The sequence below is a fragment of the Mycobacterium sp. 1164966.3 genome, assembly GCF_001665395.1.
Taxonomy (GTDB): domain Bacteria; phylum Actinomycetota; class Actinomycetes; order Mycobacteriales; family Mycobacteriaceae; genus Mycobacterium.
The window spans coordinates 1-22,900 of record NZ_LZSG01000044.1 but is presented as its reverse complement, the minus strand read 5'-3'; the positions used below and the strand labels follow the sequence as shown (position 1 = coordinate 22,900).

22 protein-coding genes are annotated in these 22,900 nt (G+C 67.3%); 16 read left to right on the top strand and 6 right to left on the bottom strand.

All coding sequences use genetic code 11. The features are described from left to right. Window positions 1-17: 17 nt before the first annotated feature. From A9W99_RS15855 to A9W99_RS15845, 3 genes are all read right to left on the bottom strand, one after another. Window positions 18-1,262, bottom strand: a complete 1,245-nt coding sequence (locus A9W99_RS15855; RefSeq protein ID WP_067379760.1) for a glycosyltransferase family 4 protein — start codon at window positions 1,260-1,262, stop codon at window positions 18-20. Between the two features lie 88 nt (window positions 1,263-1,350). Further along, window positions 1,351-2,931, bottom strand: a complete 1,581-nt coding sequence (locus A9W99_RS15850; protein WP_067379751.1) for a glycoside hydrolase family 57 protein — start codon at window positions 2,929-2,931, stop codon at window positions 1,351-1,353. Further along, window positions 2,928-3,731 carry a bifunctional 2-polyprenyl-6-hydroxyphenol methylase/3-demethylubiquinol 3-O-methyltransferase UbiG gene (locus A9W99_RS15845; RefSeq protein WP_067379744.1) on the bottom strand — a complete coding sequence of 268 codons (804 nt, stop codon included), beginning with the start codon at window positions 3,729-3,731 and terminating at the stop codon, window positions 2,928-2,930. The genes A9W99_RS15850 and A9W99_RS15845 overlap by 4 nt, the downstream gene beginning before the upstream one ends. A 276-nt stretch (window positions 3,732-4,007) precedes the next feature. Between A9W99_RS15845 and A9W99_RS15840 the strand changes: the two genes are divergently transcribed. From A9W99_RS15840 to mnmA, 6 genes are all read left to right on the top strand, one after another. Then, a complete protein-coding gene (locus A9W99_RS15840; RefSeq protein WP_067379735.1) occupies window positions 4,008-4,808 on the top strand; it encodes an electron transfer flavoprotein subunit beta/FixA family protein in 801 nt (266 codons plus the stop codon). Window positions 4,809-4,855: 47 nt separating this feature from the next. Then, the gene (locus tag A9W99_RS15835) at window positions 4,856-5,812 is read left to right on the top strand and encodes an electron transfer flavoprotein subunit alpha/FixB family protein (protein WP_067379727.1); all 957 of its coding nucleotides are present in this window, start codon (window positions 4,856-4,858) and stop codon (window positions 5,810-5,812) included. A 390-nt stretch (window positions 5,813-6,202) separates the two neighbouring features. Beyond that, entirely contained in the window at window positions 6,203-7,057 is an 855-nt protein-coding gene (locus A9W99_RS15830) for a GNAT family N-acetyltransferase (protein ID WP_067379719.1), read from the top strand. Further along, a complete protein-coding gene (locus A9W99_RS15825; protein ID WP_067379711.1) occupies window positions 7,054-7,905 on the top strand; it encodes a 1-acyl-sn-glycerol-3-phosphate acyltransferase in 852 nt (283 codons plus the stop codon). Before A9W99_RS15830 ends, A9W99_RS15825 begins: the two co-directional genes overlap by 4 nt. Before the next feature lie 42 nt (window positions 7,906-7,947). After that, on the top strand, window positions 7,948-9,129 hold the full coding sequence (locus A9W99_RS15820; protein WP_067379702.1) for a cysteine desulfurase family protein: 1,182 nt from the start codon (window positions 7,948-7,950) through the stop codon (window positions 9,127-9,129). After that, window positions 9,126-10,250, top strand: coding sequence for a tRNA 2-thiouridine(34) synthase MnmA (gene mnmA / locus A9W99_RS15815; RefSeq protein WP_067379699.1), 1,125 nt, complete (start codon window positions 9,126-9,128; stop codon window positions 10,248-10,250). The genes A9W99_RS15820 and mnmA overlap by 4 nt, the downstream gene beginning before the upstream one ends. Here mnmA and A9W99_RS26980 read toward each other — a convergent pair. Together A9W99_RS26980 and A9W99_RS15805 are read right to left on the bottom strand one after the other, a co-directional pair. Further along, window positions 10,223-10,636, bottom strand: a complete 414-nt coding sequence (locus A9W99_RS26980; protein ID WP_082930023.1) for a hypothetical protein — start codon at window positions 10,634-10,636, stop codon at window positions 10,223-10,225. The genes mnmA and A9W99_RS26980 overlap by 28 nt on opposite strands. 72 nt (window positions 10,637-10,708) lie before the next feature. Then, window positions 10,709-11,344 carry a sensor domain-containing protein gene (locus tag A9W99_RS15805; protein WP_067379693.1) on the bottom strand — a complete coding sequence of 212 codons (636 nt, stop codon included), beginning with the start codon at window positions 11,342-11,344 and terminating at the stop codon, window positions 10,709-10,711. Between the two features lie 80 nt (window positions 11,345-11,424). Between A9W99_RS15805 and A9W99_RS15800 the strand changes: the two genes are divergently transcribed. The 8 genes from A9W99_RS15800 to A9W99_RS15765 all read left to right on the top strand — a co-directional run bounded on the left by A9W99_RS15800 (window position 11,425) and on the right by A9W99_RS15765 (window position 20,172). Further along, the gene (locus A9W99_RS15800) at window positions 11,425-12,450 is read left to right on the top strand and encodes a methionine synthase (protein ID WP_067379691.1); all 1,026 of its coding nucleotides are present in this window, start codon (window positions 11,425-11,427) and stop codon (window positions 12,448-12,450) included. Window positions 12,451-12,517: 67 nt separating this feature from the next. Beyond that, window positions 12,518-13,000, top strand: coding sequence for an SRPBCC family protein (locus A9W99_RS15795; protein ID WP_067379687.1), 483 nt, complete (start codon window positions 12,518-12,520; stop codon window positions 12,998-13,000). Continuing rightward, entirely contained in the window at window positions 12,997-13,320 is a 324-nt protein-coding gene (locus tag A9W99_RS15790; protein ID WP_156623129.1) for a helix-turn-helix transcriptional regulator, read from the top strand. The genes A9W99_RS15795 and A9W99_RS15790 overlap by 4 nt, the downstream gene beginning before the upstream one ends. A 220-nt stretch (window positions 13,321-13,540) precedes the next feature. Further along, window positions 13,541-15,610, top strand: a complete 2,070-nt coding sequence (gene ligA, locus A9W99_RS15785) for an NAD-dependent DNA ligase LigA (protein WP_067379681.1) — start codon at window positions 13,541-13,543, stop codon at window positions 15,608-15,610. 4 nt (window positions 15,611-15,614) lie between these two features. After that, window positions 15,615-16,043, top strand: a complete 429-nt coding sequence (locus A9W99_RS15780; RefSeq protein ID WP_067379678.1) for a tautomerase family protein — start codon at window positions 15,615-15,617, stop codon at window positions 16,041-16,043. Between the two features lie 25 nt (window positions 16,044-16,068). Further along, a complete protein-coding gene (locus A9W99_RS15775) occupies window positions 16,069-16,677 on the top strand; it encodes a TetR/AcrR family transcriptional regulator (protein ID WP_253869916.1) in 609 nt (202 codons plus the stop codon). A gap of 145 nt (window positions 16,678-16,822) precedes the next feature. Further along, window positions 16,823-17,269 carry an MmpS family transport accessory protein gene (locus tag A9W99_RS15770; RefSeq protein ID WP_216639733.1) on the top strand — a complete coding sequence of 149 codons (447 nt, stop codon included), beginning with the start codon at window positions 16,823-16,825 and terminating at the stop codon, window positions 17,267-17,269. Next, window positions 17,266-20,172: an RND family transporter gene (locus tag A9W99_RS15765; RefSeq protein WP_067379672.1), complete on the top strand. Its 2,907-nt coding sequence runs from the start codon at window positions 17,266-17,268 to the stop codon at window positions 20,170-20,172. The genes A9W99_RS15770 and A9W99_RS15765 overlap by 4 nt, the downstream gene beginning before the upstream one ends. Window positions 20,173-20,279: 107 nt before the next feature. Here A9W99_RS15765 and A9W99_RS15760 read toward each other — a convergent pair whose 3' ends face one another. After that, complete coding sequence (locus A9W99_RS15760; RefSeq protein ID WP_156623128.1) at window positions 20,280-20,936, bottom strand: amino acid-binding protein; 657 nt, start codon at window positions 20,934-20,936, stop codon at window positions 20,280-20,282. A gap of 116 nt (window positions 20,937-21,052) precedes the next feature. Between A9W99_RS15760 and gatC the strand changes: the two genes are divergently transcribed. Beyond that, entirely contained in the window at window positions 21,053-21,352 is a 300-nt protein-coding gene (gene gatC / locus A9W99_RS15755; protein WP_067379664.1) for an Asp-tRNA(Asn)/Glu-tRNA(Gln) amidotransferase subunit GatC, read from the top strand. Then, window positions 21,349-22,833, top strand: a complete 1,485-nt coding sequence (gatA, locus tag A9W99_RS15750; protein WP_067379661.1) for an Asp-tRNA(Asn)/Glu-tRNA(Gln) amidotransferase subunit GatA — start codon at window positions 21,349-21,351, stop codon at window positions 22,831-22,833. Before gatC ends, gatA begins: the two co-directional genes overlap by 4 nt. Window positions 22,834-22,900: the final 67 nt, after the last annotated feature.

Here is a 22,900-nt window from a genome sequence, read left to right as displayed (position 1 = left end):
ACGCTACCGGGCAGCGCTCAGCGATCGGGCAAAGCATGCTCGACGATGCGCGGCCGCGGCTGTGGTTGGCGTTCGCCGCGTTTGGCGGCCAGGTACACCTGCGCGGTCTCCTGCGCAACGGTGTGCCAATCGAAGTCCGAGGTGAGACGTTCGCGGGCGGCACGCGCGCGCCGCTGCGCGGCGGCCGGATCGTCGAGCACACTGCGCACGGCGGCGGCCAGTGCCGCCACGTCGCGGGGCGGACAGGACACCCCCGTCTGGCCGTCGATCACCGCTTCGCCCAGACCGCCGATGTTCGAAGTCACCAGCGGAGCGCCAGCCGCGGCCGCCTCCAGGGCGACGATCCCGAACGGCTCGTAGTGGCTGGGCAGCACCGCGGCGTCGGCCCGATGCAGCATGGCGAGCAGTTCGGCGTGGCCGAGGTGCCCGACGAAACGAGTAGCCTTGAGCACCTTGTGTTTACGCGCTTGCTCGACGAGCCAGTCCTGCTGAGTGCCCTCACCGGCGATGGTCAGCGTGGTACCCGGGTGATGGCGCCTGATCCGGGCCAGCGCGGCGATGGCGTCGTGCACACCCTTCTCGTACTCGAGCCGGCCGAGGAAGAGCAGTTCGGGCGGTCCGGTACGGGGACGCCGCAGCGCGAACTGCCAGCGCGCCGCGTCGATTCCGTTGCGGATCACGGTGATTTCGGCCAGGCCCGGACCGAACAGCTCGGTGATCTCTTCGCCCATCGACGCCGAACACGTGATCAGCGAATCGGATTCACGCACCAGCCACGATTCGACCGCGTGTACCTGGCGGCTGAGCGCTCCCGAAACCCAGCCGGAGTGCCGTCCGGCTTCGGTCGCGTGGATCGTGGAAACCATTGGCACGTCGTAGAACTCGGCGAGCGCAACGGCCGGATGGGCCACCAGCCAGTCGTGTGCGTGCACGACGTCGGGCCGCCACGGACGGTCGCTGCCGTGTTGCCTCAGGGACAGCCCGGCACGGACCATGGCGTGTCCCATCGCCAGGGTCCAGGCCATCATGTCCTTGCCGAAGGTGAACTCGTGCGGGTCCTGAGCAGCAGCGACCACCCGCACACCCTCGCTGATTTCGTCGGACGACGGATGGGTGCTGGGATCGGTGCCCGAGGGACGGCGGGAAAGGACGACGACGTCGTGACCCGCCGCGGCCAGTGCGGTGGACAGGTGATGCACGTGCCGGCCAAGGCCGCCGATCACCACCGGCGGGTACTCCCACGACACCATCAGGATTTTCACGCGCGGCCCCTGCGCGAGGGTGCACAGAATGCCGCATGCGACGCCGTGTCGTTGTACAAACACGCACGCTCGCGGGACGGCACGCAGCTCATCGCGGCAGCCTGCGGGCGTCCAGGGCACCGAACAGCCCGTCGGCGCGGTTCCAGCCGTCGGCCAGCCGCTGCGCGTTGTCGCGCCGCCCCGAGGCCAGCGCCCCGGCGATCTCCCGGGTGGCGTGTGCGTGCAGATGGGCCCGGTAGCGCGCGTAGCCCGCTGCGGAGTCCTTACTGACCATGAACGGCCAGTCGCTGGACACGGTGAGCAGCGTCTCGCGCAGGATCTGGTCGGCCACGTGGTCGCGGGGGATGGGCCCGTCCAGCGATGCCGTCTGGGTCAGCGCCTTGTCGACGGTGCTCAGCGCCGTGTCGACCACCTCGCTGTTGAGCTGAACCAGATCGGCCACCTTCGCGCCGGCCCACACCTGCCAATCCTTACCGGAACCCCAAGAGCTGGGCGGTAATTCGACCGAGCTGCCGACGAACCCGCCGGCTATCGCGTCGCTCAGGGTGCCTACCCGCACGCCTGCGGCGGGCAGGGCCCGCAGCACGCGCGCCAGCCACGTCGGTCCCTCGTACCACCAGTGTCCGAACAACTCGGTGTCGAATGCCGCGACGACATGAGCGGGACGCCCGATGCGCTCGGACTCGGCGAGCAGCCGGTTGCGGACTACGTCGACGAAGTCGGCGACGTGCACGTCGACCGCGCGGTCGGCGCGTTCCGGGTCATAGGGTGCCTTGGCTTCCGAGGCGACGTTGCGGCCGGTGACCCTGGCCGGCTTGAGGCCGGTGAGGTGGTCGTAGGTGTGGAAGTCGCGGTAGGCGGCGTGACCCGGGTAGCCGGATTTGGGCGACCACACCCGGTAGCTGACCTGCAGGTCACGGCCGAAAGCGACCACGTCGGTGGCACCGACCGGTCGGCCTAGGGCGGTGTCTCCGTGCAGCGACGGGCCGTCGACCATGAAGTGCGTGACTCCGGCTGCGGCGTAGTCGTGTTCCATGCCCGGGGCGTAGGCGCATTCGGGCGCCCAGATCCCGGTCGGGGTGTGGGCAAGCCTCAACGCCGCGTCGGCCAAACCTTCGCGCAACGCGAACTCGCGCAGCCGCGGCGCGAGCAGCGGCTGGAACGGATGCGCCAGCGGGCCGCCGAGCAGCTCCACCGTGCCGGCGTCGATCAGGCTCCGCAGCAGTGGGCTGCCGCCGTGCCGCCACAGTGTGGCAAACTCCTCGAGCGCCTGGTCGGCCTCGGCGCATTCACGAGTTCCGAAGGCCCGCAACGCTTCTGGCGTACACGCCGAATAACCGGCCGACTTCGACTTGGGCGATGTCCGGACGCTGGCGGCCTCGGCGGCACGCAGCCGCCAGTTGGCCAGCCAGTGGTGCATGCCGTCGAGGCAATACGGGTCGTCGAGTTGAGCGTTCACCACCGGCGTGATGCCGAGGGTGACCAACCGGTGCCGGTCCTCGTCGGCCAGGGTGCGCAGCACGCGCAGCAGCGGCAGGTAGGCCGCCGACCACGACTGGTAGAGCCACTCCTCGCCGACCGGCCATCGGCCGTGATGCGCCAGCCAGGGCAGGTGGGTGTGCAGCACCAGGGTGAACAAGCCGGGTACCCGGTCTCCCGGCGCGGTCACCGGCGCACCGCGATTGCGATCAGGTCCAAGCTGTTGTCTATTTCACGGGTCTCGATTTCGAAGTCGGCTGTGGTCACCGACGCGACGTCGGCCATCAGGTCGGGCGGCCAGGGTGCGTCGGCCACCGCGCGGGCGATCTGCGCGTCGATGATCGAGCCGCCATGGCGGGCGTCCATCTCGCGCAGCCGCGGCCCGTGGAACACCCCGCTGATCGACACGTCGGAAAAGCCCGCCTCGACCAGCAGCTCGGTGAGCTCGTCGGCGTTGAGCTCACGGGTGTGGAAAGGGTTGACCGGGGTGTCGCGACCCGGCGAGAAGGTGATCCGGTTGGGGGTCGACACCATCAGCAGGCCCGACGGGCTCAACACCCGCAGGCACTCTCGAACGAACTGCCCCTGGTCCCACAGGTGCTCGATCACCTGGAAGTTCACCACTACATCCACCGAAACGTCGGGCAACGGGAGATCGGCCAGGTTGGCCTGCGTTACTTCCACCCGGGGGTAGCGGGCGCGAACGTGGGCCACCGCGGACTCGTCGTAGTCCACCGCGAGGACCCGGCTGGCCACCTCGGCGATCAGGTCGGCACCGTAACCCTCGCCGCAGCCGGCTTCCAGCACGACCCGGCCCGCACAGCGCGGCGCCAGCCGCTCGTAGACCACTTGGTGGCGCCGGAACCAGTAGTTCTCGATGTCCAGATCGGGGATGGTTCGCTCGCCCGTCAGCGTCAACGCCGCCGGGGAGGCCGACGACGAGATGTCGTCGGGGTTCCGGCGGGGAACATCGGGGACGAATGCGCTCATTGCATAGGCAGGCTAACCCCTACCGGGCGATTCGCGAACCGGACGGTGGATCCGGAAGACGGAACACGCCGCCCGGCTGCCCTTATCCATAAGGCACCGTCCGGGGCGCCGGACGGAGGAGCAGCGGGCAATTCGGCAGATGCGACCCGCTATGGTGTGAAGGCGAACCGCGCAAAGTTACCCGCTAGTAACCGGGACGTGCGGTTGCTGAATGCCTGACCGAGGTCCTGCAGCCGACTGCTGCGGGACGCCCTTCGAGGAGGACGAACCACACTCATGACGAACATCGTGGTCCTGATCAAGCAGGTCCCAGACACCTGGTCGGAGCGCAAGCTGACCGACGGCGACTTCACGCTGGACCGCGAGGCCGCCGACGCCGTGCTGGACGAAATCAACGAGCGCGCGGTGGAAGAGGCGCTGCAGATCCGCGAGAGGGAGGCCGCCGACGGAGTCGAGGGGTCGGTGACGGTACTGACCGCCGGCCCGGAGCGCGCCACCGAGGCGATCCGCAAGGCCCTCTCCATGGGCGCCGACAAGGCCGTCCACCTCAAGGACGACGGCATGCACGGCTCGGACGTCATCCAGACCGGCTGGGCCCTGGCGCGGGCGCTGGGCACCATCGAGGGCACCGAGCTGGTCATTGCCGGTAACGAAGCCACCGACGGAGTCGGGGGCGCCGTGCCGGCCATCATCGCCGAGTACCTGGGCCTGCCGCAGCTCACCCACCTGCGCAAACTGTCGGTCGAGGGCGGCAAGGTCACCGGTGAGCGCGAAACCGATGACGGCGTCTTCACCCTTGAAGCCACCCTGCCCGCTGTGGTCAGCGTGAACGAGAAGATCAACGAACCGCGTTTCCCGTCCTTCAAAGGCATCATGGCCGCCAAGAAGAAGGAGGTCACGGTGCTGACCCTGGCCGAGATCGGGGTGGAGTCCGACGAGGTCGGGCTGGCCAACGCCGGGTCGACCGTGTTGTCGTCCACGCCGAAACCGCCCAAGACCGCCGGTGAGAAGGTCACCGACGAGGGCGAAGGCGGCAATCAGATCGCGCAGTATCTGGTTAGCCAGAAGATCATCTGAAAAGCCTCCTGAGACGATCCATCCAAGACGAGAAGAGCGAATAACCCATGGCTGAAGTACTCGTGCTCGTCGAGCACGCTGAAGGTGCGCTGAAGAAGGTCACCGCCGAACTGATCACCGCCGCCCGTGCGCTGGGCGAGCCGGCTGCCGTCATCGTCGGTGCGCCGGGAACCGCCGCCCCGCTGACCGACGGGCTCAAGGCGGCCGGAGCCGCCAAGATCTACGTCGCCGAGTCCGACGCCGTCGACAAGTACCTGATCACCCCTGTGGTCGACGTACTGGCCGGGCTGGCCGAGTCGTCGGCTCCCGCCGCGGTGTTGCTGGCCGCCAGCGCCGACGGCAAGGAGACCGCCGGCCGGCTGGCAGCGCGGATCGGGTCGGGCCTGTTGGTCGACGTGGTCGAGGTCAAAGAGGGCGGCAAAGGCGTGCACTCCATCTTCGGTGGCGCGTTCACCGTCGAGGCGCAGGCCAACGGCGATACCCCGGTGATCACGGTGCGGGCCGGTGCCGTCGAGGCGGAGCCGGCTGACGGCGCGGGCGAGCAGGTCACGGTGGAGGTGCCGGAGCCCGCCGAGAACGCCACCAAGGTCACCGCCCGCGAGCCCGCGGTCGCTGGTGACCGGCCGGAGCTCACCGAGGCCACAGTCGTGGTGTCCGGTGGTCGTGGAGTTGGCAGCGCCGAGAACTTCAACGTGGTCGAGGCGCTGGCGGACTCGCTGGGTGCCGCCGTCGGCGCGTCACGTGCCGCGGTCGACTCCGGCTACTACCCGGGCCAGTTCCAGGTGGGCCAGACCGGTAAGACGGTGTCGCCGCAGCTCTACATCGCGCTGGGCATCTCCGGGGCGATCCAGCACCGCGCCGGCATGCAGACCTCCAAGACCATTGTTGCGGTCAACAAGGACGAAGAGGCCCCCATCTTCGAGATCGCCGACTACGGTGTGGTCGGCGACCTGTTCAAGGTGGCGCCACAGCTGACGGAGGCGATCAAGGCCCGCAAGGGCTAGTCCTCCGTCGCAAAGCGATTGATGCTGGGAGCCGGACAAAGAGGCCTATGTCGTGGCGCCGGTGGCGGCGTTCGTCTTCGGCTTTCGGCGTGAATCCTGGGCTTTCAAAGTGAATCCTGGGCTTTCAAGGTGAATCCTGGGCGAAGATCCGCGCCGATTCCCGCCCTAGAGTGACAATGAAAGCCCAGGATTCACGCGCAAAGCCGTCAGTTCACACTAAAAGCACGTCACTTCAGAAGTGCCGGAGAGCGATCCTCGTCACACCGGCGAGGTTCTGCTCGACGCATCACATATCGCCGGATCAAATCCGCACAATTAGTCATCTGACGTGCACCGACATGTCAGCGCAGCGATGCCGGCTGGATCATCGTCTGCGACACGTTGGTGCCTATGAGCATTGCTTCTGTTCTGATAGCCGGCGACAAACCCGGCGGATCTTCGGCTTCCCCGGTTGCGGGGTCGGCTGACGGGCCGCGCTATTCCCTGCTGCTATCGACCGACCCCAGCCTTATCGAGGCGGCGCAGCGGCTCCGCTACCAGGTGTTCAGTAGCGCACCCGGCTTCACCCTGTCGGGTGACAGCCACCGAGATGAGGACCGCTTCGACGAATACTGCGACCACCTGCTGGTTCGCGAAGACAACACCGGTGAGTTGGTGGGGTGTTACCGGATGTTGCCGCCGACGGGTGCTATCGCCGCCGGGGGACTTTATACCGCAACGGAATTCGATGTCGGTGCGTTCGACCCGCTGCGACCGTCGCTGGTCGAGATGGGCCGCGCCGCGGTGCGCGAAGGGCATCGCAACGGTGGTGTGGTGCTGCTGATGTGGGCCGGCATCCTGGCCTACCTGGACCACTGCGGCTATGACTACGTGACGGGGTGCGTATCGGTGCCCATCGACGGCGATGGCCAGGCTCCGGGCGCCGAGCTGCGCGGAGTGCGGGACTTCGTGCTGAGCCGCCATGCCGTTGCGCGCCACTACCGGGTGCGCCCGTACCGCCCGGTGCGGGTGAACGGCACAGCCCTCGACGACATTCCACCGCCGCAACGACCGTCGGTGCCGCCGCTGCTGCGCGGTTACCTGCGCCTGGGTGCCCAGGTGTGCGGTGAACCCGCCCACGACCCGGATTTCGGCGTCGGTGACTTCTGCGTGCTGCTGAGCAAGCAGAACGCCGACACGCGGTACCTGAAGCGGCTGCGGTCGGTGTCAGCAGCCTCGACGATCGCCGGCGGCACGGCACCGTGAACACCGGCCATGCCTGGCTGCCCCGCGCCTCGTGCGACGTGAGCTGTGTGAGTGTTCGCGACGCAGCCGGATGGCGGCGGTGCTTGGTGTACCTACGGGTGGCGCGCCGCGCAGTGGCAGGGCTATTGCTGCTGCCGGGGCTGCCGTTGCTGGCTGTGCCGCTACCTGGCCGCACCCGGGTGCAACGCGGCTACTGCCGGTTGGTGCTGCGCTGTTTCGGAGTTCGAATCACCGTGTCGGGCAGCCCGATTCGCAACCTGAGCGGCGTCCTGGTGGTCAGCGACCACATTTCCTGGCTGGACGCCTTCGCCATCGGTGCAGTGCTGCCGGGCTCCTTCGTCGCCCGCGCCGACATGTTCACCGGGCCCGCGACCGGCGTCGTGGCCCGCATCCTGAAGATCATCCCGATCGAACGGGCCAGTCTGCGGCGCCTGCCCGGGGTGGTGGACGCCGTCGCCCGCCGGCTGCGGGCCGGTCAGACCGTGGTGGTATTCCCGGAGGGCACCACCTGGTGCGGTGCTGCCGGCGGCGACCACCGCGGTTCTGGACTCTTCTATCCGGCGATGTTCCAGGCCGCGATCGACACGAACCGCCCGGTCCAGCCACTTCGGCTGACGTACCACCACGTCGACGGAACCGTATCGACCATCCCGGCGTACGTCGGCGACGACAGCCTGCTGCGGTCCGTCGGGCGGCTGCTGTCGGCGGGCCGCACAGTGGCGCGGGTGCGGGTGGAATCCCTGCAGCTGCCGGGTAGCGACCGTCGCGAGCTGGCCCGGCGCTGCCAGAGCGCGGTTCAGCTGGGGATTGCCCGGCAATCGGGTCACGAGCACGTGCTGGTGGCCTGAGGGAGCTGACCGTCTCGGCCGGCCGGTATTCTGGGGCGCGTCATGGTCTACCTGGATCACGCTGCCACCACCCCGATGCACCCCGCCGCCGTCGAGGCGATGACGGCTGTGCTCGGCACGGTCGGTAACGCCTCGTCGCTGCACACCAGCGGCCGCACAGCACGGCGGCGCGTCGAGGAATCCCGTGAGCTGATCGCGGAAAAACTCGGCGCGCGTCCGTCGGAGGTGATATTCACCGCCGGCGGCACCGAGAGCGACAACCTGGCCGTGAAGGGCATCTATTGGGCCCGCCGTGACGCGGAGTCGCGACACCGACGCATCATCACCACGGAAGTCGAACACCATGCGGTGCTCGACTCGGTGAACTGGCTTGCCGAACACGAAGGCGCTCAAGTGAGTTGGCTACCCACCGGGTCCGACGGCTCGGTGTCGGCGGCTGCGCTGCGCGAGGCGCTGGAAGCCCATGACGACGTCGCGTTGGTATCGGTGATGTGGGCCAACAACGAGGTCGGCACCATCATGCCTATGGCCGAACTCGCGGCTGTCGCAGCCGAATTCGGTGTACCGATGCACAGCGACGCTGTTCAGGCGGTCGGTCAGCTGCCCGTCGATTTCCCGGCGAGTGGGCTCTCGGCGATGAGTGTCGCCGCCCACAAGTTCGGTGGTCCGCCGGGGGTGGGAGCGCTGCTGGTGCGCCGCGACGTCGGCTGTGTGCCGCTGTCGCACGGTGGCGGGCAGGAGCGTGACATCCGTTCCGGCACGCCCGATGTCGCGGGCGCCGTCGGGATGGCCACGGCAGCGCAGATCGCCGTGGACGGACTGGAGGCCAATAGCGCGCGGCTGCGGTCGCTCCGCGACCGGTTGGTCGAGGGCGTCCTGGCCGAGATCGACGACGTCCGGCTCAACGGCGCCGGAGGCGCATTGCGACTTCCGGGCAACGCGCACTTCACTTTCCGCGGTTGTGAGGGCGACGCTCTTTTGATGTTGTTGGACGCCAATGGAATCGAGTGTTCGACCGGGTCGGCCTGCACCGCCGGCGTGGCGCAGCCGTCGCATGTGCTGATCGCGATGGGAGCCGACCCGGCCAGCGCGCGTGGGTCGCTACGCCTTTCCCTGGGCCACACCAGTGTCGAAGCCGACGTCGACGCCGCCCTGCGTGTGCTTCCGGCGGCCGTCGAGCGCGCCCGCCGCGCCGCCCTGGCCGCCGCGGGGTCGTCCGGGTGAAGGTGCTCGCCGCGATGAGCGGCGGTGTCGACTCGTCGGTCGCCGCCGCCCGCATGGTCGACGCCGGGCACGACGTGGTCGGTGTGCATCTGGCGTTGTCCAGCGCGCCCCGTACGCTGCGCACCGGCTCGCGCGGCTGCTGCTCGAAAGAAGACGCCGCCGACGCGCGCCGGGTCGCCGATGTTCTCGGAATACCGTTCTATGTCTGGGATTTCGCGGAAAAGTTCAAGGCTGACGTGATCGACGACTTCGTCTCGTCCTACGCCCGCGGGGAAACCCCCAACCCCTGTGTGCGATGCAACCAGCGAATCAAGTTCGCGGCCTTGGCTGCACGAGCGCTGGCGCTCGGCTTCGACGTGGTAGCCACCGGCCACTACGCCCGGCTGTCGCACGGACGCCTGCGGCGCGCCGTCGACCGGGACAAGGACCAGTCCTATGTGTTGGCGGTGCTGACCGCCCAGCAGTTGCGTCACGCCGCGTTCCCGATCGGGGACACCCCCAAACCGCAGATCCGTGCCGAAGCGGCCCGGCGCGGCCTGGCCGTCGCCGCCAAGCCCGACAGCCACGACATCTGCTTCATCCCGTCCGGGAACACCAGAGCCTTTCTGGGCGAGCGCATCGGGGTCCGCCGGGGCGCCGTCGTCAACGCCGAAGGCGCGGTAGTGGCCGAGCATGACGGGGTGCACGGTTTCACCATCGGTCAGCGCAAAGGCCTGGGCATCGCCGGACCGGGCCCGGACGGCCGCCCCCGCTATGTCACGGCAATCGATGCCGGCACCGCGACGGTCCATGTCGGTGACGCACAAGACCTCGACGTGTACGAGCTGACGGGACGTGACCCGGTTTTCACCGGGGGAGCCCCGCCGTCGGGACCGCTCGAATGCGTAGTACAAGTCCGGGCCCATGGCGAAACAGTCAGTGCCGTAGCCGAATTGGTAGGCGCCGAGCTTGTCGTCGGATTGCGTTCCCCGCTGCGCGGCGTGGCGCGCGGCCAGTCGCTGGTGCTGTACCGCCCTGACCCCGACGGCGATGAGGTGCTGGGCAGCGCGACGATCGCCGGCACGCGGGCGCAACTGAGCGAAATCACGAAGGCCTACTCGGACCGCTGGTCTGGTCCTTGATCGGTGACGATGGTGTGCAGAAGCTCTACGATTCGCTGTTGTCCCGCCGCGGTGGCATCGAATTTGCCACGCATCTCGATGAAGCCTTGATCGACATGCTCGCGGAGGCCGGCGAAGTCCTGACGGAGATCGACGAAGTCCTGGCGGAGGTCGACAAAGTCCTCTCGCATGGCGTTGAAACTTGCCGTCGTGGCTTGGCGGAACTCACGAAGGTCACTGCGGAACTCGCGGAGCTCGCCGCGGAACTCACTGACGTCGCGGTCGGCGGCTCCGGCCAGTACCCGGGCGGCGGCGGCGTCTTGTTCGCTCGCCTGCACTCGTGTCCTCAGGTCGCGAACCTGGTGTTCCAGCGCGGTGACGCGTGATTCGAGGTCCCCGGGTTCCACGACGGGGAGCTTACCGGTATTTCCAGGTCGCCGTGTTCACCGCGTGCGCTGCCCTGCCGGAGGCCGCTGAACTCAGCGCGGGATGTTGGCCACGATGTTGGTCATCACGATGTCGGAAACCGAGGGCGGAAAGCCGCAGAAGGTGACCTCGAGCAACGCCACCGACAAGACGCGGTAATCACGGCCACAGCCCCCGGGCCGGATACGCAGCGAATCAGCATCAGCCTTCCAGGTGCCGATGTAGGACAGGCCGTCCGGGGTGGCCGCACAATCGTGCACGGTGCTGACCAGGGTGTCGAATGCGCGCCGGGCGGTGGCGGCATCGCGGTAGGCCGCAGCGCCCTCAGAGATCAGGGCGCCGTCCGGCGGGTCCTGGAATGTGGTTTTGTGGAATTCCTCGACGTCGGGCCCGAACGTTGCGGTTTCGGCGTAGATGAACCGGCACGCGAGCGGCGCGGTTTGGGCAAGGCCTTCGATATCCACCGGAGACCGGCCGTCCATGGTGGGGATGATCGTCAGGTGCTCACCGGCGCCGGTGATCGCGCCCATCCGGGGCTGTTCGAGCAGGATCCGGTCGACGTTGACGCCCTGAATGCCTTTGGCGGCGGGGCCGAATCCGGGTAACGCAGTGCCGTCTACCACGCGCGTGCACGCCGCCGTCGCCAACAGCGCGCCGCACAAAAGCAGCGACCGCGCCAACCCTGCCATCCCCCGAACCTACCCAAGCCGGCGACCGCAAGACACCCCTGGTGACCGGTGTTCGAGGATAGTTCGAATACGGTTGGCGGGTGAGTGTTTTCGCACCGCTCGCGGTGAAGGCCAGCGGCATCGGATCCTGGCCCGGCACCGCCGCACGGCAGGCAGCCGAGGTTGTCGTCGGTGAGCTGGCCGATGCACTGGCCCACATCGTCGAGCTGCCCGCCAGGGGAGTGGGCGCGGACATGCTAGGCCGGGCAGGTGCGCTCTTGATCGACGTGGCCCTCGACACCATGCCGCGCGGCTACCGCATCGCTGCGCGGCCCGGAGCGGTGACACGCAGGGCGGTGAGCCTGCTCGACGAGGACATGGACGCCCTCGAAGAGGCGTGGGAGACGGCCGGTCTGCGCGGCGGCGGGCGGGTGCTCAAGGTGCAGGCGCCGGGGCCGATCACGCTGGCTGCAGGGCTCGAGCTGGCCAACGGCCACCGGGCGATCACCGACGCGGGCGCTGTGCGCGACCTGGCCGCGTCACTGGCCGAAGGCGTTGCCGCACACCGGGCGGCCCTGGCCCGTCGCCTCGACACACCGGTGGTGGTGCAGCTCGACGAGCCGTCGCTGCCCGCGGCACTGGACGGTCGGCTGACCGGGGTTACCGCACTGAGTCCGGTTGCCGCGCTTGACGAAACGGTGGCCGGGGCGTTGCTGGACACCTGCGTCATCGGCGTGGGAGCCGATGTGCTGCTACACAGCTGTTCGCCCGGGCTGCCGTGGAACTTGTTGCAAAGCAGCGGAATTCGTTCGGTATCGGTGGATGCGAGCACGTTGAGTGCCTCCGATCTGGATGGTGTTGCCGCATTCGTGGAATCGGGCCGCACCGTGATGTTGGGCGTGGTGGCCACCAGCGCCCCGAACCGACGGCCATCTGCCGAGGAAGTGGCCGGTGCCGTGGTCAAGGTGACCGATCGGCTCGGCTTCGCCCGCTCGGCGCTGCGCGACCGCATCGGGGTCACCCCGGCGTGTGGCCTGGCCGGCGCCACTCCGCAGTGGGCACGCACCGCGATAGAGCTCGCCCGCAAGGCCGCCGAAGCGTTCAGTCAGGACCCCGAGGCGATCTGATAGGCAACCAAAAGGTTGCGTTTTGTCATCGGGCATGGTTGGCTGAAAGGCAACCAGGAGGTTGCATATGAGCATCGATCGGATCGAGAAACAGGTGCTGTTGCGGGCGCCGCTGGACCGGGTATGGCGCGCGATCAGCGACGCCGAGGAGTTCGGGCAGTGGTTCGGAGTGCGCTTCGACGGCCCTTTCATCGCCGGTGGCACCGTCACCGCGGCAATTGTCCCGACCACCGTCGACGCCGGCGTCGCCGAGCGTCAGGAAGCGCACGCCGGGGTGAAGAGCGTCTGGCAGATCGTTGCGATCGAGCCGCAGCGGCGCTTCGCCTACCGCTGGCATCCGTTTGCGATCGACCAGCATGTCGACTATGACCGCGAGCCGACCACGCTGGTCGAATTCACCCTGTCGGAAACCCCCGATGGCGTGCGGCTCACCATCGTCGAATCCGGCTTCGACGCCATCCCCGAAGCGCGTCGCAATGCCTCCTTCGAGGCCAATTCGGAAGGCTGGGCCATCCAAACCGATCTCGTGCGCAGGTATCTGGAGCGGTGAGGGCGTCCGCCGTCGTCGGCGCGCCGCTCTTCGACGCGCTCGGCGACCCTAATCGGCTGCGTATCATCGTGCGGCTCTGCGACGCCGGACCGAGCTCTACTTCGCAAGTGACGCAAGTGGTTCCGGTGACCAGGCAGGCGGCCAGCAAGCATCTGCTGCTGCTGGAGTCGGTCGGCTTGGTGACCAGCAGCCGACGCGGTCGTGAGCGGGTCTGGACTGTGCAGACGGAGCCGCTGGCCCGCGCCAGCGACTATCTCACCCAGTTGTCACGTCGGTGGGATGCCGCGGTCGACTGGCTGCGGGCGTATGTGGAGGACTGAGGACTCGGGCGACCGGCGCATCAATTAGCTTGACGCGCAGCAGTTGTCACGGTTGAGGTAGGCAAGCGTTTTGGGTGTGAAGTCTGGGGTGTGCGGGTGAAATCTGGACGGAAAGCCGTCAGTTCACAGACATCGCGCCTAACCCCAACGGGCCATGGGGCCTGAGTGTCATGTGACGACCTCGCGCGCGATTGTCGGAGCGCTTCGATAGCCTGCCAGGGTGAGCTCGCCCGACGTGTTGCGCCCCGAAGTTCTGCGGCAGTGGCAGGACCTCGCCGAGGAGGTGCGCGAACACCAGTTCCGCTACTACGTGCGTGACGCACCGATCATCACCGACGCGGAGTTCGACAAGCTGCTGCGCAGGCTCGAGGCGCTGGAAGCCGAGCATCCCGAGCTGCGCACTCCCGACTCACCCACTCAACTGGTCGGCGGCGCAGGGTTCGCCACCGACTTCGAGCCGGCCGACCACCTCGAACGAATGCTCAGCCTCGACAACGCATTCAGCAGCGACGAACTCGCCGCCTGGGCCGGGCGCATCCACGCTGAGATCGGCGACAGCGCGCACTACCTGTGCGAGCTCAAGATCGACGGTGTCGCCCTGTCACTCGTCTACCGCGACGGGCGGCTGACCCGAGCCGCCACCAGGGGTGACGGCCGCACCGGCGAAGACGTCACGCTGAATGCCCGCACCATCGACGACATCCCGGAAAGACTCACGGCCAGTGACGATTACCCGGTGCCCAAGGTCCTCGAGGTTCGCGGCGAGGTGTTCTTCCGGGTGGACGACTTCCAGGCGCTCAACGCGAGCCTGGTCGAGGCCGGTAAGGCGCCGTTCGCCAACCCACGCAACAGCGCCGCGGGTTCACTGCGCCAGAAGGATCCGGCGGTCACGGCCCGTCGCAAACTGCGAATGATCTGCCACGGACTGGGGCACACCGAAGGATTCCGGCCACCCACCCAACACGACGGTTATTTGGCGTTAAAGGCCTGGGGGCTGCCCGTTTCCGAGCACACGACGCTGGTGGATGACATGTCCGGCGTGCAGGAGCGCATCGATTACTGGGGCGAGCATCGCCACGAGCTCGACCACGAAATCGACGGCGTGGTCGTCAAAATCGACGAGTTGGCGTTGCAGCGCCGACTCGGCTCCACCTCGCGGGCGCCGCGCTGGGCCATCGCGTACAAATACCCGCCCGAGGAAGCGCAGACCAAGCTGCTCGACATCCGGGTCAACGTCGGGCGCACCGGGCGGGTCACGCCGTTCGCGTTCATGACTCCGGTGAAAGTCGCGGGGTCCACGGTGGGGCAGGCCACGCTGCACAACGCCTCGGAGGTCAAGCGCAAGGGGGTGCTGATCGGCGACACGGTGGTGATCCGCAAGGCCGGCGACGTGATCCCCGAGGTGCTGGGTCCCGTGGTCGACCTGCGCGACGGATCCGAACGCGAATTCGTCATGCCCACAACATGTCCCGAGTGCGGTACCACGCTGGCGCCCGAGAAGGAGGGCGACGCGGACATCCGCTGCCCCAACGCCCAGCGCTGCCCGGCACAACTACGCGAGCGGGTATTTCACGTAGCCAGCCGAAGCGCTCTGGACATTGAGGTGCTGGGCTACGAGGCCGGTGTCGCGCTGTTGCAAGCCGGGGTGATCAGCAGCGAAGGTGACCTGTTCGCGCTCACTGAAGAAGACCTGCTGCGCACCGAGCTGTTCCGGACCAAGGCCGGCGATTTGTCAGCCAATGGCAAGCGATTGCTGGCCAACCTCGGCAAAGCCAAGGTCGCACCGCTGTGGCGGGTGCTGGTCGCACTGTCGATCCGCCATGTCGGGCCGACGGCTGCCCGCGCGCTGGCCACTGAATTCGGCGACATCGACGCCATCCGGGAGGCGTCCACCGAGCAGCTGGCGGCGGTCGAGGGGGTAGGGCCAACCATCGCAGCGGCCGTCACCGAGTGGTTCACCGTTGATTGGCACCGCGAGATCGTCGACAGGTGGCGAGCGGCCGGAGTGCGGATGGCCGACGAGCGCGACGAAAGCATTCCGCGCACGCTGACCGGGCTGACCATCGTGGTCACCGGCTCGCTGACGGGTTTTTCCCGCGACGAGGCCAAGGAGGCGATCGTGGCCCGCGGCGGCAAGGCCGCGGGCTCGGTATCGAAGAAGACCTCCTACGTCGTCGCGGGCGATTCGCCGGGATCGAAGTACGACAAGGCGGTCGAGCTGGGGGTGCCCATCCTCGACGAAGAGGGATTCCGAAAGCTTTTGGCCGACGGCCCCGATGGAGGAGAGTAGACCAATGCCGTTCTATCAGTGCCTCGTCGCGGCGGGATCGCTCAGCTCTGACAAGCGTGCCGCCATTGCCGAGGCCATCACCGATGTTCACTGCCGCGTCACGGGTGCACCGCGCGGATTCGTCAACGTCGTATTCACCGAGTACGACCCGTCGGCTTACTTCACCGCGGGCAAACCCAACCGGTGTTCGGCGATCAACGGCACGATTCGCGCCGGCCGGGACCGGGAGACGCGGGCGCGCCTGCTCACCGAACTGTCGCAAGCCTGGGTCTCGATCACCGGCCAGGATGCCCGGGCACTGCTGATCGGCCTGAGCGAGATCGATCCCACCTCGATCATGGAAGCCGGGTTGATCATGCCCGCACCCGGCGAGGAAGCCGAGTGGCTCGAGCGCAACCAGAAAGTGCTCGGGGAACTTCTCGCCACCCAATAGGCGGCCACACGACCGCTGCAGTTCTATGGTGGGCGCTATGACCCAGACTGCCGGCGCGTTCACCGACGCATCACCGTGGTCGCCACGCGAGGCCGAGTTGCTGGCAGTGACTTTGCAACTGCTGCAAGAACACGGCTATGACGGGTTGACGGTGGACGCCGTGGTCAACACCGCCCGGGCCAGCAAGGCCACGGTGTACCGGCGCTGGCCGTCGAAAGCCGAACTGGTCCTGGCTGCGTTCACCGAGGGCGTCCGCCAAGTGGCCGTCCCGCCGAACACCGGCACCCTGCGCGGCGATCTGCTCAAGCTCGGCGAGATCTGTTGCCAGCAGTCACGCCAGCATGCCAGTACCATCCGTGCAGTGTTGGTCGAGGTGGCACGCCACCCCGCACTCAACGACGCCTTTCAGCACAATTTCATCGATCAGCGCAAAGCGTTGATGCAGCAGGTACTCCGCGAAGCCGTCGAGCGGGGTGAGATCGCGAAGGCCGCCATCACCGACGACCTGTGGGACCTATTGCCGGGATATCTGATCTTCCGGTCCCTCGTCCCGGACCATCCGCCAACCCGTAGCACGGTGGAAGCGCTCGTCGACAACTTCATCATCCCCGGCCTGACCCGGTGCGCCAGGTAAGAAGGCTGGGTGTCAACCCGGCCGTAAAGTGTACGGTCACGTCTCTTGTGCAGTACGGTCCAGTACCGTACTGTCATACCCATCGGTCGCGCGCGAGGTGCCGCATGCAGGTGGCCGAATCGCCCGAGCGTCGAAAGGTAAACGGGTGAACAGGTTTTCGGTTGCGCCCCTGGTCAAGCGAGGGTGGATGGCGTTAGTCGCGGTGATCGTCTTCGCAGCCGCGGCATTTGCCATCTACCGCCTGCACGGAATCTTCGGCTCACACAACGACGTATCCGCCAACAGCGGCCTCGCCAACCAGATCGTCCCGTTCAACCCCAAACACGTCGTGCTGGAAGTCTTCGGCGCGCCGGGGGCGGTGGCGACCATCAACTACCTTGATGTCAACGCGCAACCGCAGGAAGTCAAGAACGCGCCGTTGCCCTGGTCGTTCACGATCACCACGACCGAGCCCGCGGTATTGGGCAATGTCGTGGCGCAGGGCAATGGCGACACCATCGGCTGCCGCATCATCGTCAACGGCGAAGTAAAGGATCAGCGCACCGTCAACACACCGGACGCATACACCTTCTGCCTGGACAAGTCCGGATGACCAGCCCCCGACCGCCTCGTCTCCCGCACACCATCCGGCGGCTCTCGGTGCCGATCCTGGTGTTGTGGGTGGCCCTGGCCGCGGTAACGAATGCGCTTGTGCCGCAACTGGAAGACGTCGGCAAAGTCCATAACGTGGCGCTGAGCTCACCGGATGCGCCCGCGCTGAAGGCGACCAAGCGCATCGGCCAGGTGTTCCGCGAGTTCAACACCGACAGCTCGGCAATGGTGGTCCTGGAAGGTGACCAGCCGCTCGGCGCCGACGCCCACCGGTACTACGACACGCTGATCCGCAAGCTGGAGCAGGACCGCAAGCACGTCGAGCACGTGCAGGACTTCTGGGGCGACACCCTGACCGCGGCGGGATCGCAGAGCACGGACGGCAAGGCCGCGTATGTGCAGCTGAACCTGACCGGCAATCAAGGCTCGGCCCAGGCCAATGAGTCCGTCGACGCCGTTCGCGACATCATCGCGCGCACCCCGCCGCCGCCGGGAGTCAAGGCGTATGTCACCGGCGCTGCGCCGCTCATTGCGGATCAGTTCGAAGTGGGCAGTAAGGGCACCGCGAAAGTCACCACGATCACCGTCGGGGTGATCGCGGTGATGCTGCTGTTCGTCTACCGCTCCTTCATCACGATGATCCTGGTGTTGTTGACGGTTCTCATCGAGATGGCCGCGGCCCGGGGAATCGTCGCCTTTCTCGGAAACGCCGGGATCATCGGGCTGTCGACGTACTCGACGAACCTGCTGACGTTGCTGGTGATCGCGGCGGGCACGGACTACGCGATATTTGTCGTCGGCCGATATCAAGAAGCGCGCAGCTCCGGTGAGGACCGAGAAGCGGCGTTCTACAACATGTTTCGGGGGACAGCTCACATCGTCCTGGGTTCGGGCCTGACGGTGGCCGGCGCGGTGTTCTGTTTGAGCTTCACTCGGCTGCCGTATTTCCAAAGCCTCGGCATTCCCGCCGCGCTGGGCATTCTCGTTGCGCTCGCCGCCGCGCTGACCCTGGCTCCTGCGGTGTTGACCCTGGGCGCCGCCGTGGGCTGCTTCGAACCCAAACGCGCGATGAGAACGCGCGGCTGGCGGCGGATCGGCACCGGGATCGTCCGCTGGCCCGCCCCGATCCTTTCCGTGGCATGCGCGCTGGCCCTCATCGGCCTGCTTTCCCTCGCCGGATACAAGACGAGCTATGACACCCGGCCCTACATGCCCGCCAGTGCGCCGGCGAATGTCGGGTTCACCGCCGCCGAGCGGCACTTCTCCCGGGCCCGGCTGGAGCCGGAGCTGTTGATGATCGAAACCGATCACGACATGCGCAACCCCGCCGACATGCTCATCCTGGACCGGGTGGCCAAGGCGGTCTTCCACACGCCGGGCATTGCCCAGGTGCAGGCGATCACCAGGCCGCTGGGAACCCCGCTGGTGCACAGCTCACTGGCATTTCAGATCAGCGCGCAAAGCGCCGACCAGACCGAAAACCTTACCTACCAACGAGATCGCGCCAACGACTTGATGAAGCAGGCCGGCGAGCTCGCCAAGACGATCGACCTGCTGAAGCAGCAATACGCCCTGCAACAGGAGTTGGCGGCCACCACGCACAGTGAGGCCCAGAACTTCCGCGACACCATCGCCACGATCAACGATCTGCGGGACAAGATCGCCAATTTCGACGACTTCTTCAGGCCGATCCGAAGCTATTTCTACTGGGAAAGGCATTGCTACGACATCCCGGTCTGCTTTGCGCTGCGGTCCATCTTCGACGCGCTCGACGGCATCGACGCGCTCAGCCAGAAATTCGAAGACCTCACAGCCACCTTGGACCAACTCGATGCGCTGCAGCCGAAACTGGTGGCATTGATACCGCCGCAGATCGACAGTCAGCAGACCAATCGCGACCTGGTCATGGCGAACTACGCCACCCTGTCGGGCATCTACGCCCAGACCGCGTCCGCGATCGAGAACGCGACCGCGCTGGGCCGGGCATTCGACGTCGCCAAGAACGACGACACCTTCTATCTGCCGCCCGAGGTTTTCAACAACCCCGATTTCAAACGTGGTCTGAAGCTGTTCCTTTCGCCCGACGGCAAGGCCGCTCGCATGATCGTCACGCATGAAGGTGACCCCGCGACCCCGGAGGGCATCTCACACATCGAACCGATCAGGAAGGCCGCGCACGAAGCTGTCAAGGGCACCCCGATGGCGGACGCCAAGGTCTACATCGGCGGCACCGCGGCCACGTACAAGGACGTCCAGGACGGCGCCACGTGGGACCTGATGATCGCGGGAATCGCCGCGATCTCGCTGATCCTGCTGATCATGATGCTCATCACGCGAAGTCTGGTGGCGGCCCTGGTCATCGTCGGCACGGTGGCTCTGTCCCTTGGTGCGTCCTTCGGCTTGTCAGTCCTGGTGTGGCAGTATATCTTTGGCGTCCAACTGTATTGGGTGGTGCTAGCGCTGGCAGTGATCCTGCTGTTGGCCGTGGGATCCGACTACAACCTGCTGCTGATCTCCCGCTTCAAGGAGGAGATCGGCGCCGGACTCAAGACCGGCATCATCCGCGCGATGGCCGGCACGGGTTCGGTGGTGACATCGGCCGGACTGGTTTTCGCCATCACCATGTGCGCGTTCGTGTTCAGCGGCTTCGTGGTCCTGGGTCAGATCGGCACCACCATCGGCCTCGGCTTGTTGTTCGACACGCTGATCGTGCGTTCTTTCATGACACCGTCCATCGCGGCGTTGCTGGGCCGCTGGTTCTGGTGGCCGCAGCGGGTGCGGCCGCGTCCGGCCAGCACGATGCTGCGGCCGTACGGGCCGCGTCCGGCGGTTCGTCAACTGCTGCTCTGGGAGGACGACGACCCAGTGGTTGCCACCAAGTCGCCTGAACCAAATCGGGTTTAGTGGCGATCGCGAGCGCGGCGGAGAGGGGCGAAGCGGGTCGCCACCGTCGGGTTTAGTGGCGATCGCGAGCGCGGCGGAGCCGGGCGAAGTGGGTCGCCACCGTCGGCCTAGCGCAACATAGTCGCCACGATGCCGGCCAGGTAACCCAGGCGGGCCACCTCCGACGGCCGGAACTCCGGGCCCGGGCGTCCCAGCACCACTGCGGTGTGCGGATCGCCCAACGGCGCCGCGACCATCGTGATGTCCATGTCGCGCCAGGATTGCGGCACCCAGTCGGCGCCACCGTCGAGCGGGGCGGCACGCTCCATCGGCAGCCACGGCGCCGAATCCGCCCGAGTCTCCGGCGCACCCGGACTGCCCGCCAGCCGCTGCACTCCGGCCTCGGTGGCGCGCAACACCGTGCACCAGGCCACCCGCAGCACCCGCGGGGCCTCGTCGACCAGAACCTGCAGCCTCGATTCGTTGTCGCGGGCCGCGGCGACGTGGTCGAGGAGTTCCAGCTCGCGGTGGGCCTCGAGCAGACCGGTGTGCGGACGGACACTGTCGACCCGGACGCCGGGCAGCGACTCGGCGGCGGTAATCAGCGTGTCCGGCATGGCTCCCAACGGCAGCTCGATGACCAGGTCGTCGATCGCATAGCCGCCGCTGCGCTCCACCACGTCGAGCGACAGGATGTCGGCGCCCACCGAGCCGAGCGCCACAGCCAGCGAGCCCAAGCTGCCCGGGCGGTCGGCCAGCTCGATGCGCAGTAGGTAGGAAGGCACGGCCAACACTGTTGCACAGGGAGTGGCGTTCTGCCTGCCGAGCGTCACGCCAGCTTGACGGCGGGAGCCGAACGTCACGCCAGCGCGACGGACGCGGCGAGCTAGGCTTTTCGCTCGTGCCCAAGATCTCCCGCGACGAGGTGGCCCACCTGGCCCGGCTGGCCCGGCTGGCGTTGACCGATGCCGAGTTGGACAGCTTCGCCGGCCAACTGGACGCCATCCTGACCCACGTCAGCCAGATCCAGGCCGTCGACGTCTCTGGCGTCGAAGCGACCGACAACCCGCTCAAGGATGTCAATGTCACCCGCCCGGACGAGACGACGCCGTGCCTGACGCAAGAGCAGGCGCTGTCCCAGGCGCCCGAAGCCGCTGAAGGCCGCTTCGTCGTCCCCCAGATTCTGGGGGAAAGCCAGTGACGGACATCGTGCGGTCAGACGCCGCGACGCTGGCCGCCCGGATCGCCGCCAACGAGTTGTCGTCGGTGGAGATCACCCAGGCCTGCCTGGACCAGATCGCGGCGACCGATGACCGCTACCACGCCTTCCTGTACGTGGCCGCTGACGAGGCACTCAGTGCGGCGGCCGCCGTCGACAAGACGCTGGCTGCCGGCGAAGCTCTGCCGTCGGCGCTGGCCGGAGTACCGCTGGCGTTGAAGGACGTGTTCACCACCGTCGACATGCCGACCACCTGCGGCTCCAAGATCCTGCAGGGCTGGCGATCGCCCTACGACGCCACGCTGACCATCAAGCTGCGCGCGGCCGGGATCCCGATCCTGGGCAAGACGAACATGGACGAGTTCGCGATGGGTTCGTCGACCGAGAACTCCGCCTACGGCCCGACCCGCAACCCGTGGGACGTCGAGCGGGTCCCGGGCGGCTCCGGCGGGGGCAGTGCGGCGGCACTGGCCGCGTTCCAGGCGCCACTGGCCATCGGGTCCGACACCGGCGGTTCCATCCGTCAGCCGGCCGCGCTGACGGCGACGGTCGGCGTCAAGCCGACGTACGGCACTGTCTCCCGGTACGGACTGGTGGCCTGTGCCTCGTCGCTGGATCAGGGTGGCCCATGTGCGCGCACCGTGCTGGACACGGCGCTGCTGCATCAGGTGATCGCCGGGCACGACCCCCGCGACTCCACGTCGATCGCCGCCGAGGTACCCGATGTAGTCGGTGCCGCGAAGGCCGGTGCGACAGGTGACCTGAAGGGCGTCCGGGTCGGAGTGGTGCGTCAGCTGCACAGTGGCGAGGGCTACCAGCCTGGCGTGCTGGCGTCGTTCGAGGCCGCGGTCGAGCAGTTGCGGGCGCTCGGTGCAGAGGTCAGTGAAGTCGATTGCCCACATTTCGACTACGCGCTGGCCGCCTACTACCTGATCCTGCCGTCGGAGGTGTCGAGCAACCTGGCGCGCTTCGACGCTATGCGCTACGGGCTGCGCGTCGGCGACGACGGCACCCACAGCGCCGAAGAGGTGATGGCGTTGACCCGGGCGGCTGGCTTCGGGCCAGAAGTCAAGCGGCGCATCATGATTGGCGCCTACGCCTTGTCGGCGGGCTACTACGACGCCTATTACAACCAAGCTCAGAAGGTGCGGACGTTGATCGCCCGCGACCTCGACGAGGCCTACCGATCTGTAGACGTGCTGGTGTCGCCGGCGACGCCGACCACCGCCTTCCGGCTGGGCGAGAAGGTAGACGATCCGCTGGCGATGTACTTGTTCGACCTGTGCACCCTGCCGCTGAACCTGGCCGGCCATTGCGGCATGTCGGTGCCCTCCGGGCTGTCCCCTGACGACCAGCTGCCGGTGGGGCTGCAGATCATGGCTCCCGCGTTGGCCGACGACCGGCTCTACCGGGTGGGGGGGGGGGGGGCGGCCGCCCGGGGTCCGCTGCCCTCGGCCGTTTAGGGTTCGCGAGCAGACGCAAAATCCCCTCAAGCCATGCCGTTTAGGGGGATTTTGGGTGCTGTCGGTT

What these genes read in the sequence shown, in the direction of transcription:
- A9W99_RS15845 (WP_067379744.1), bottom strand. Translation starts at nt 3,731, where the DNA reads ATGAGCGCATTCGTCCCCGATGTTCCCCGCCGGAACCCCGACGACATC.
- A9W99_RS15840 (WP_067379735.1), top strand. Translation starts at nt 4,008, where the DNA reads ATGACGAACATCGTGGTCCTGATCAAGCAGGTCCCAGACACCTGGTCG.
- A9W99_RS15835 (WP_067379727.1), top strand. Translation starts at nt 4,856, where the DNA reads ATGGCTGAAGTACTCGTGCTCGTCGAGCACGCTGAAGGTGCGCTGAAG.
- A9W99_RS15830 (WP_067379719.1), top strand. Translation starts at nt 6,203, where the DNA reads ATGAGCATTGCTTCTGTTCTGATAGCCGGCGACAAACCCGGCGGATCT.
- A9W99_RS15820 (WP_067379702.1), top strand. Translation starts at nt 7,948, where the DNA reads ATGGTCTACCTGGATCACGCTGCCACCACCCCGATGCACCCCGCCGCC.
- A9W99_RS15805 (WP_067379693.1), bottom strand. Translation starts at nt 11,344, where the DNA reads ATGGCAGGGTTGGCGCGGTCGCTGCTTTTGTGCGGCGCGCTGTTGGCG.
- A9W99_RS15795 (WP_067379687.1), top strand. Translation starts at nt 12,518, where the DNA reads ATGAGCATCGATCGGATCGAGAAACAGGTGCTGTTGCGGGCGCCGCTG.
- A9W99_RS15780 (WP_067379678.1), top strand. Translation starts at nt 15,615, where the DNA reads ATGCCGTTCTATCAGTGCCTCGTCGCGGCGGGATCGCTCAGCTCTGAC.
- A9W99_RS15775 (WP_253869916.1), top strand. Translation starts at nt 16,069, where the DNA reads ATGGTGGGCGCTATGACCCAGACTGCCGGCGCGTTCACCGACGCATCA.
- A9W99_RS15765 (WP_067379672.1), top strand. Translation starts at nt 17,266, where the DNA reads ATGACCAGCCCCCGACCGCCTCGTCTCCCGCACACCATCCGGCGGCTC.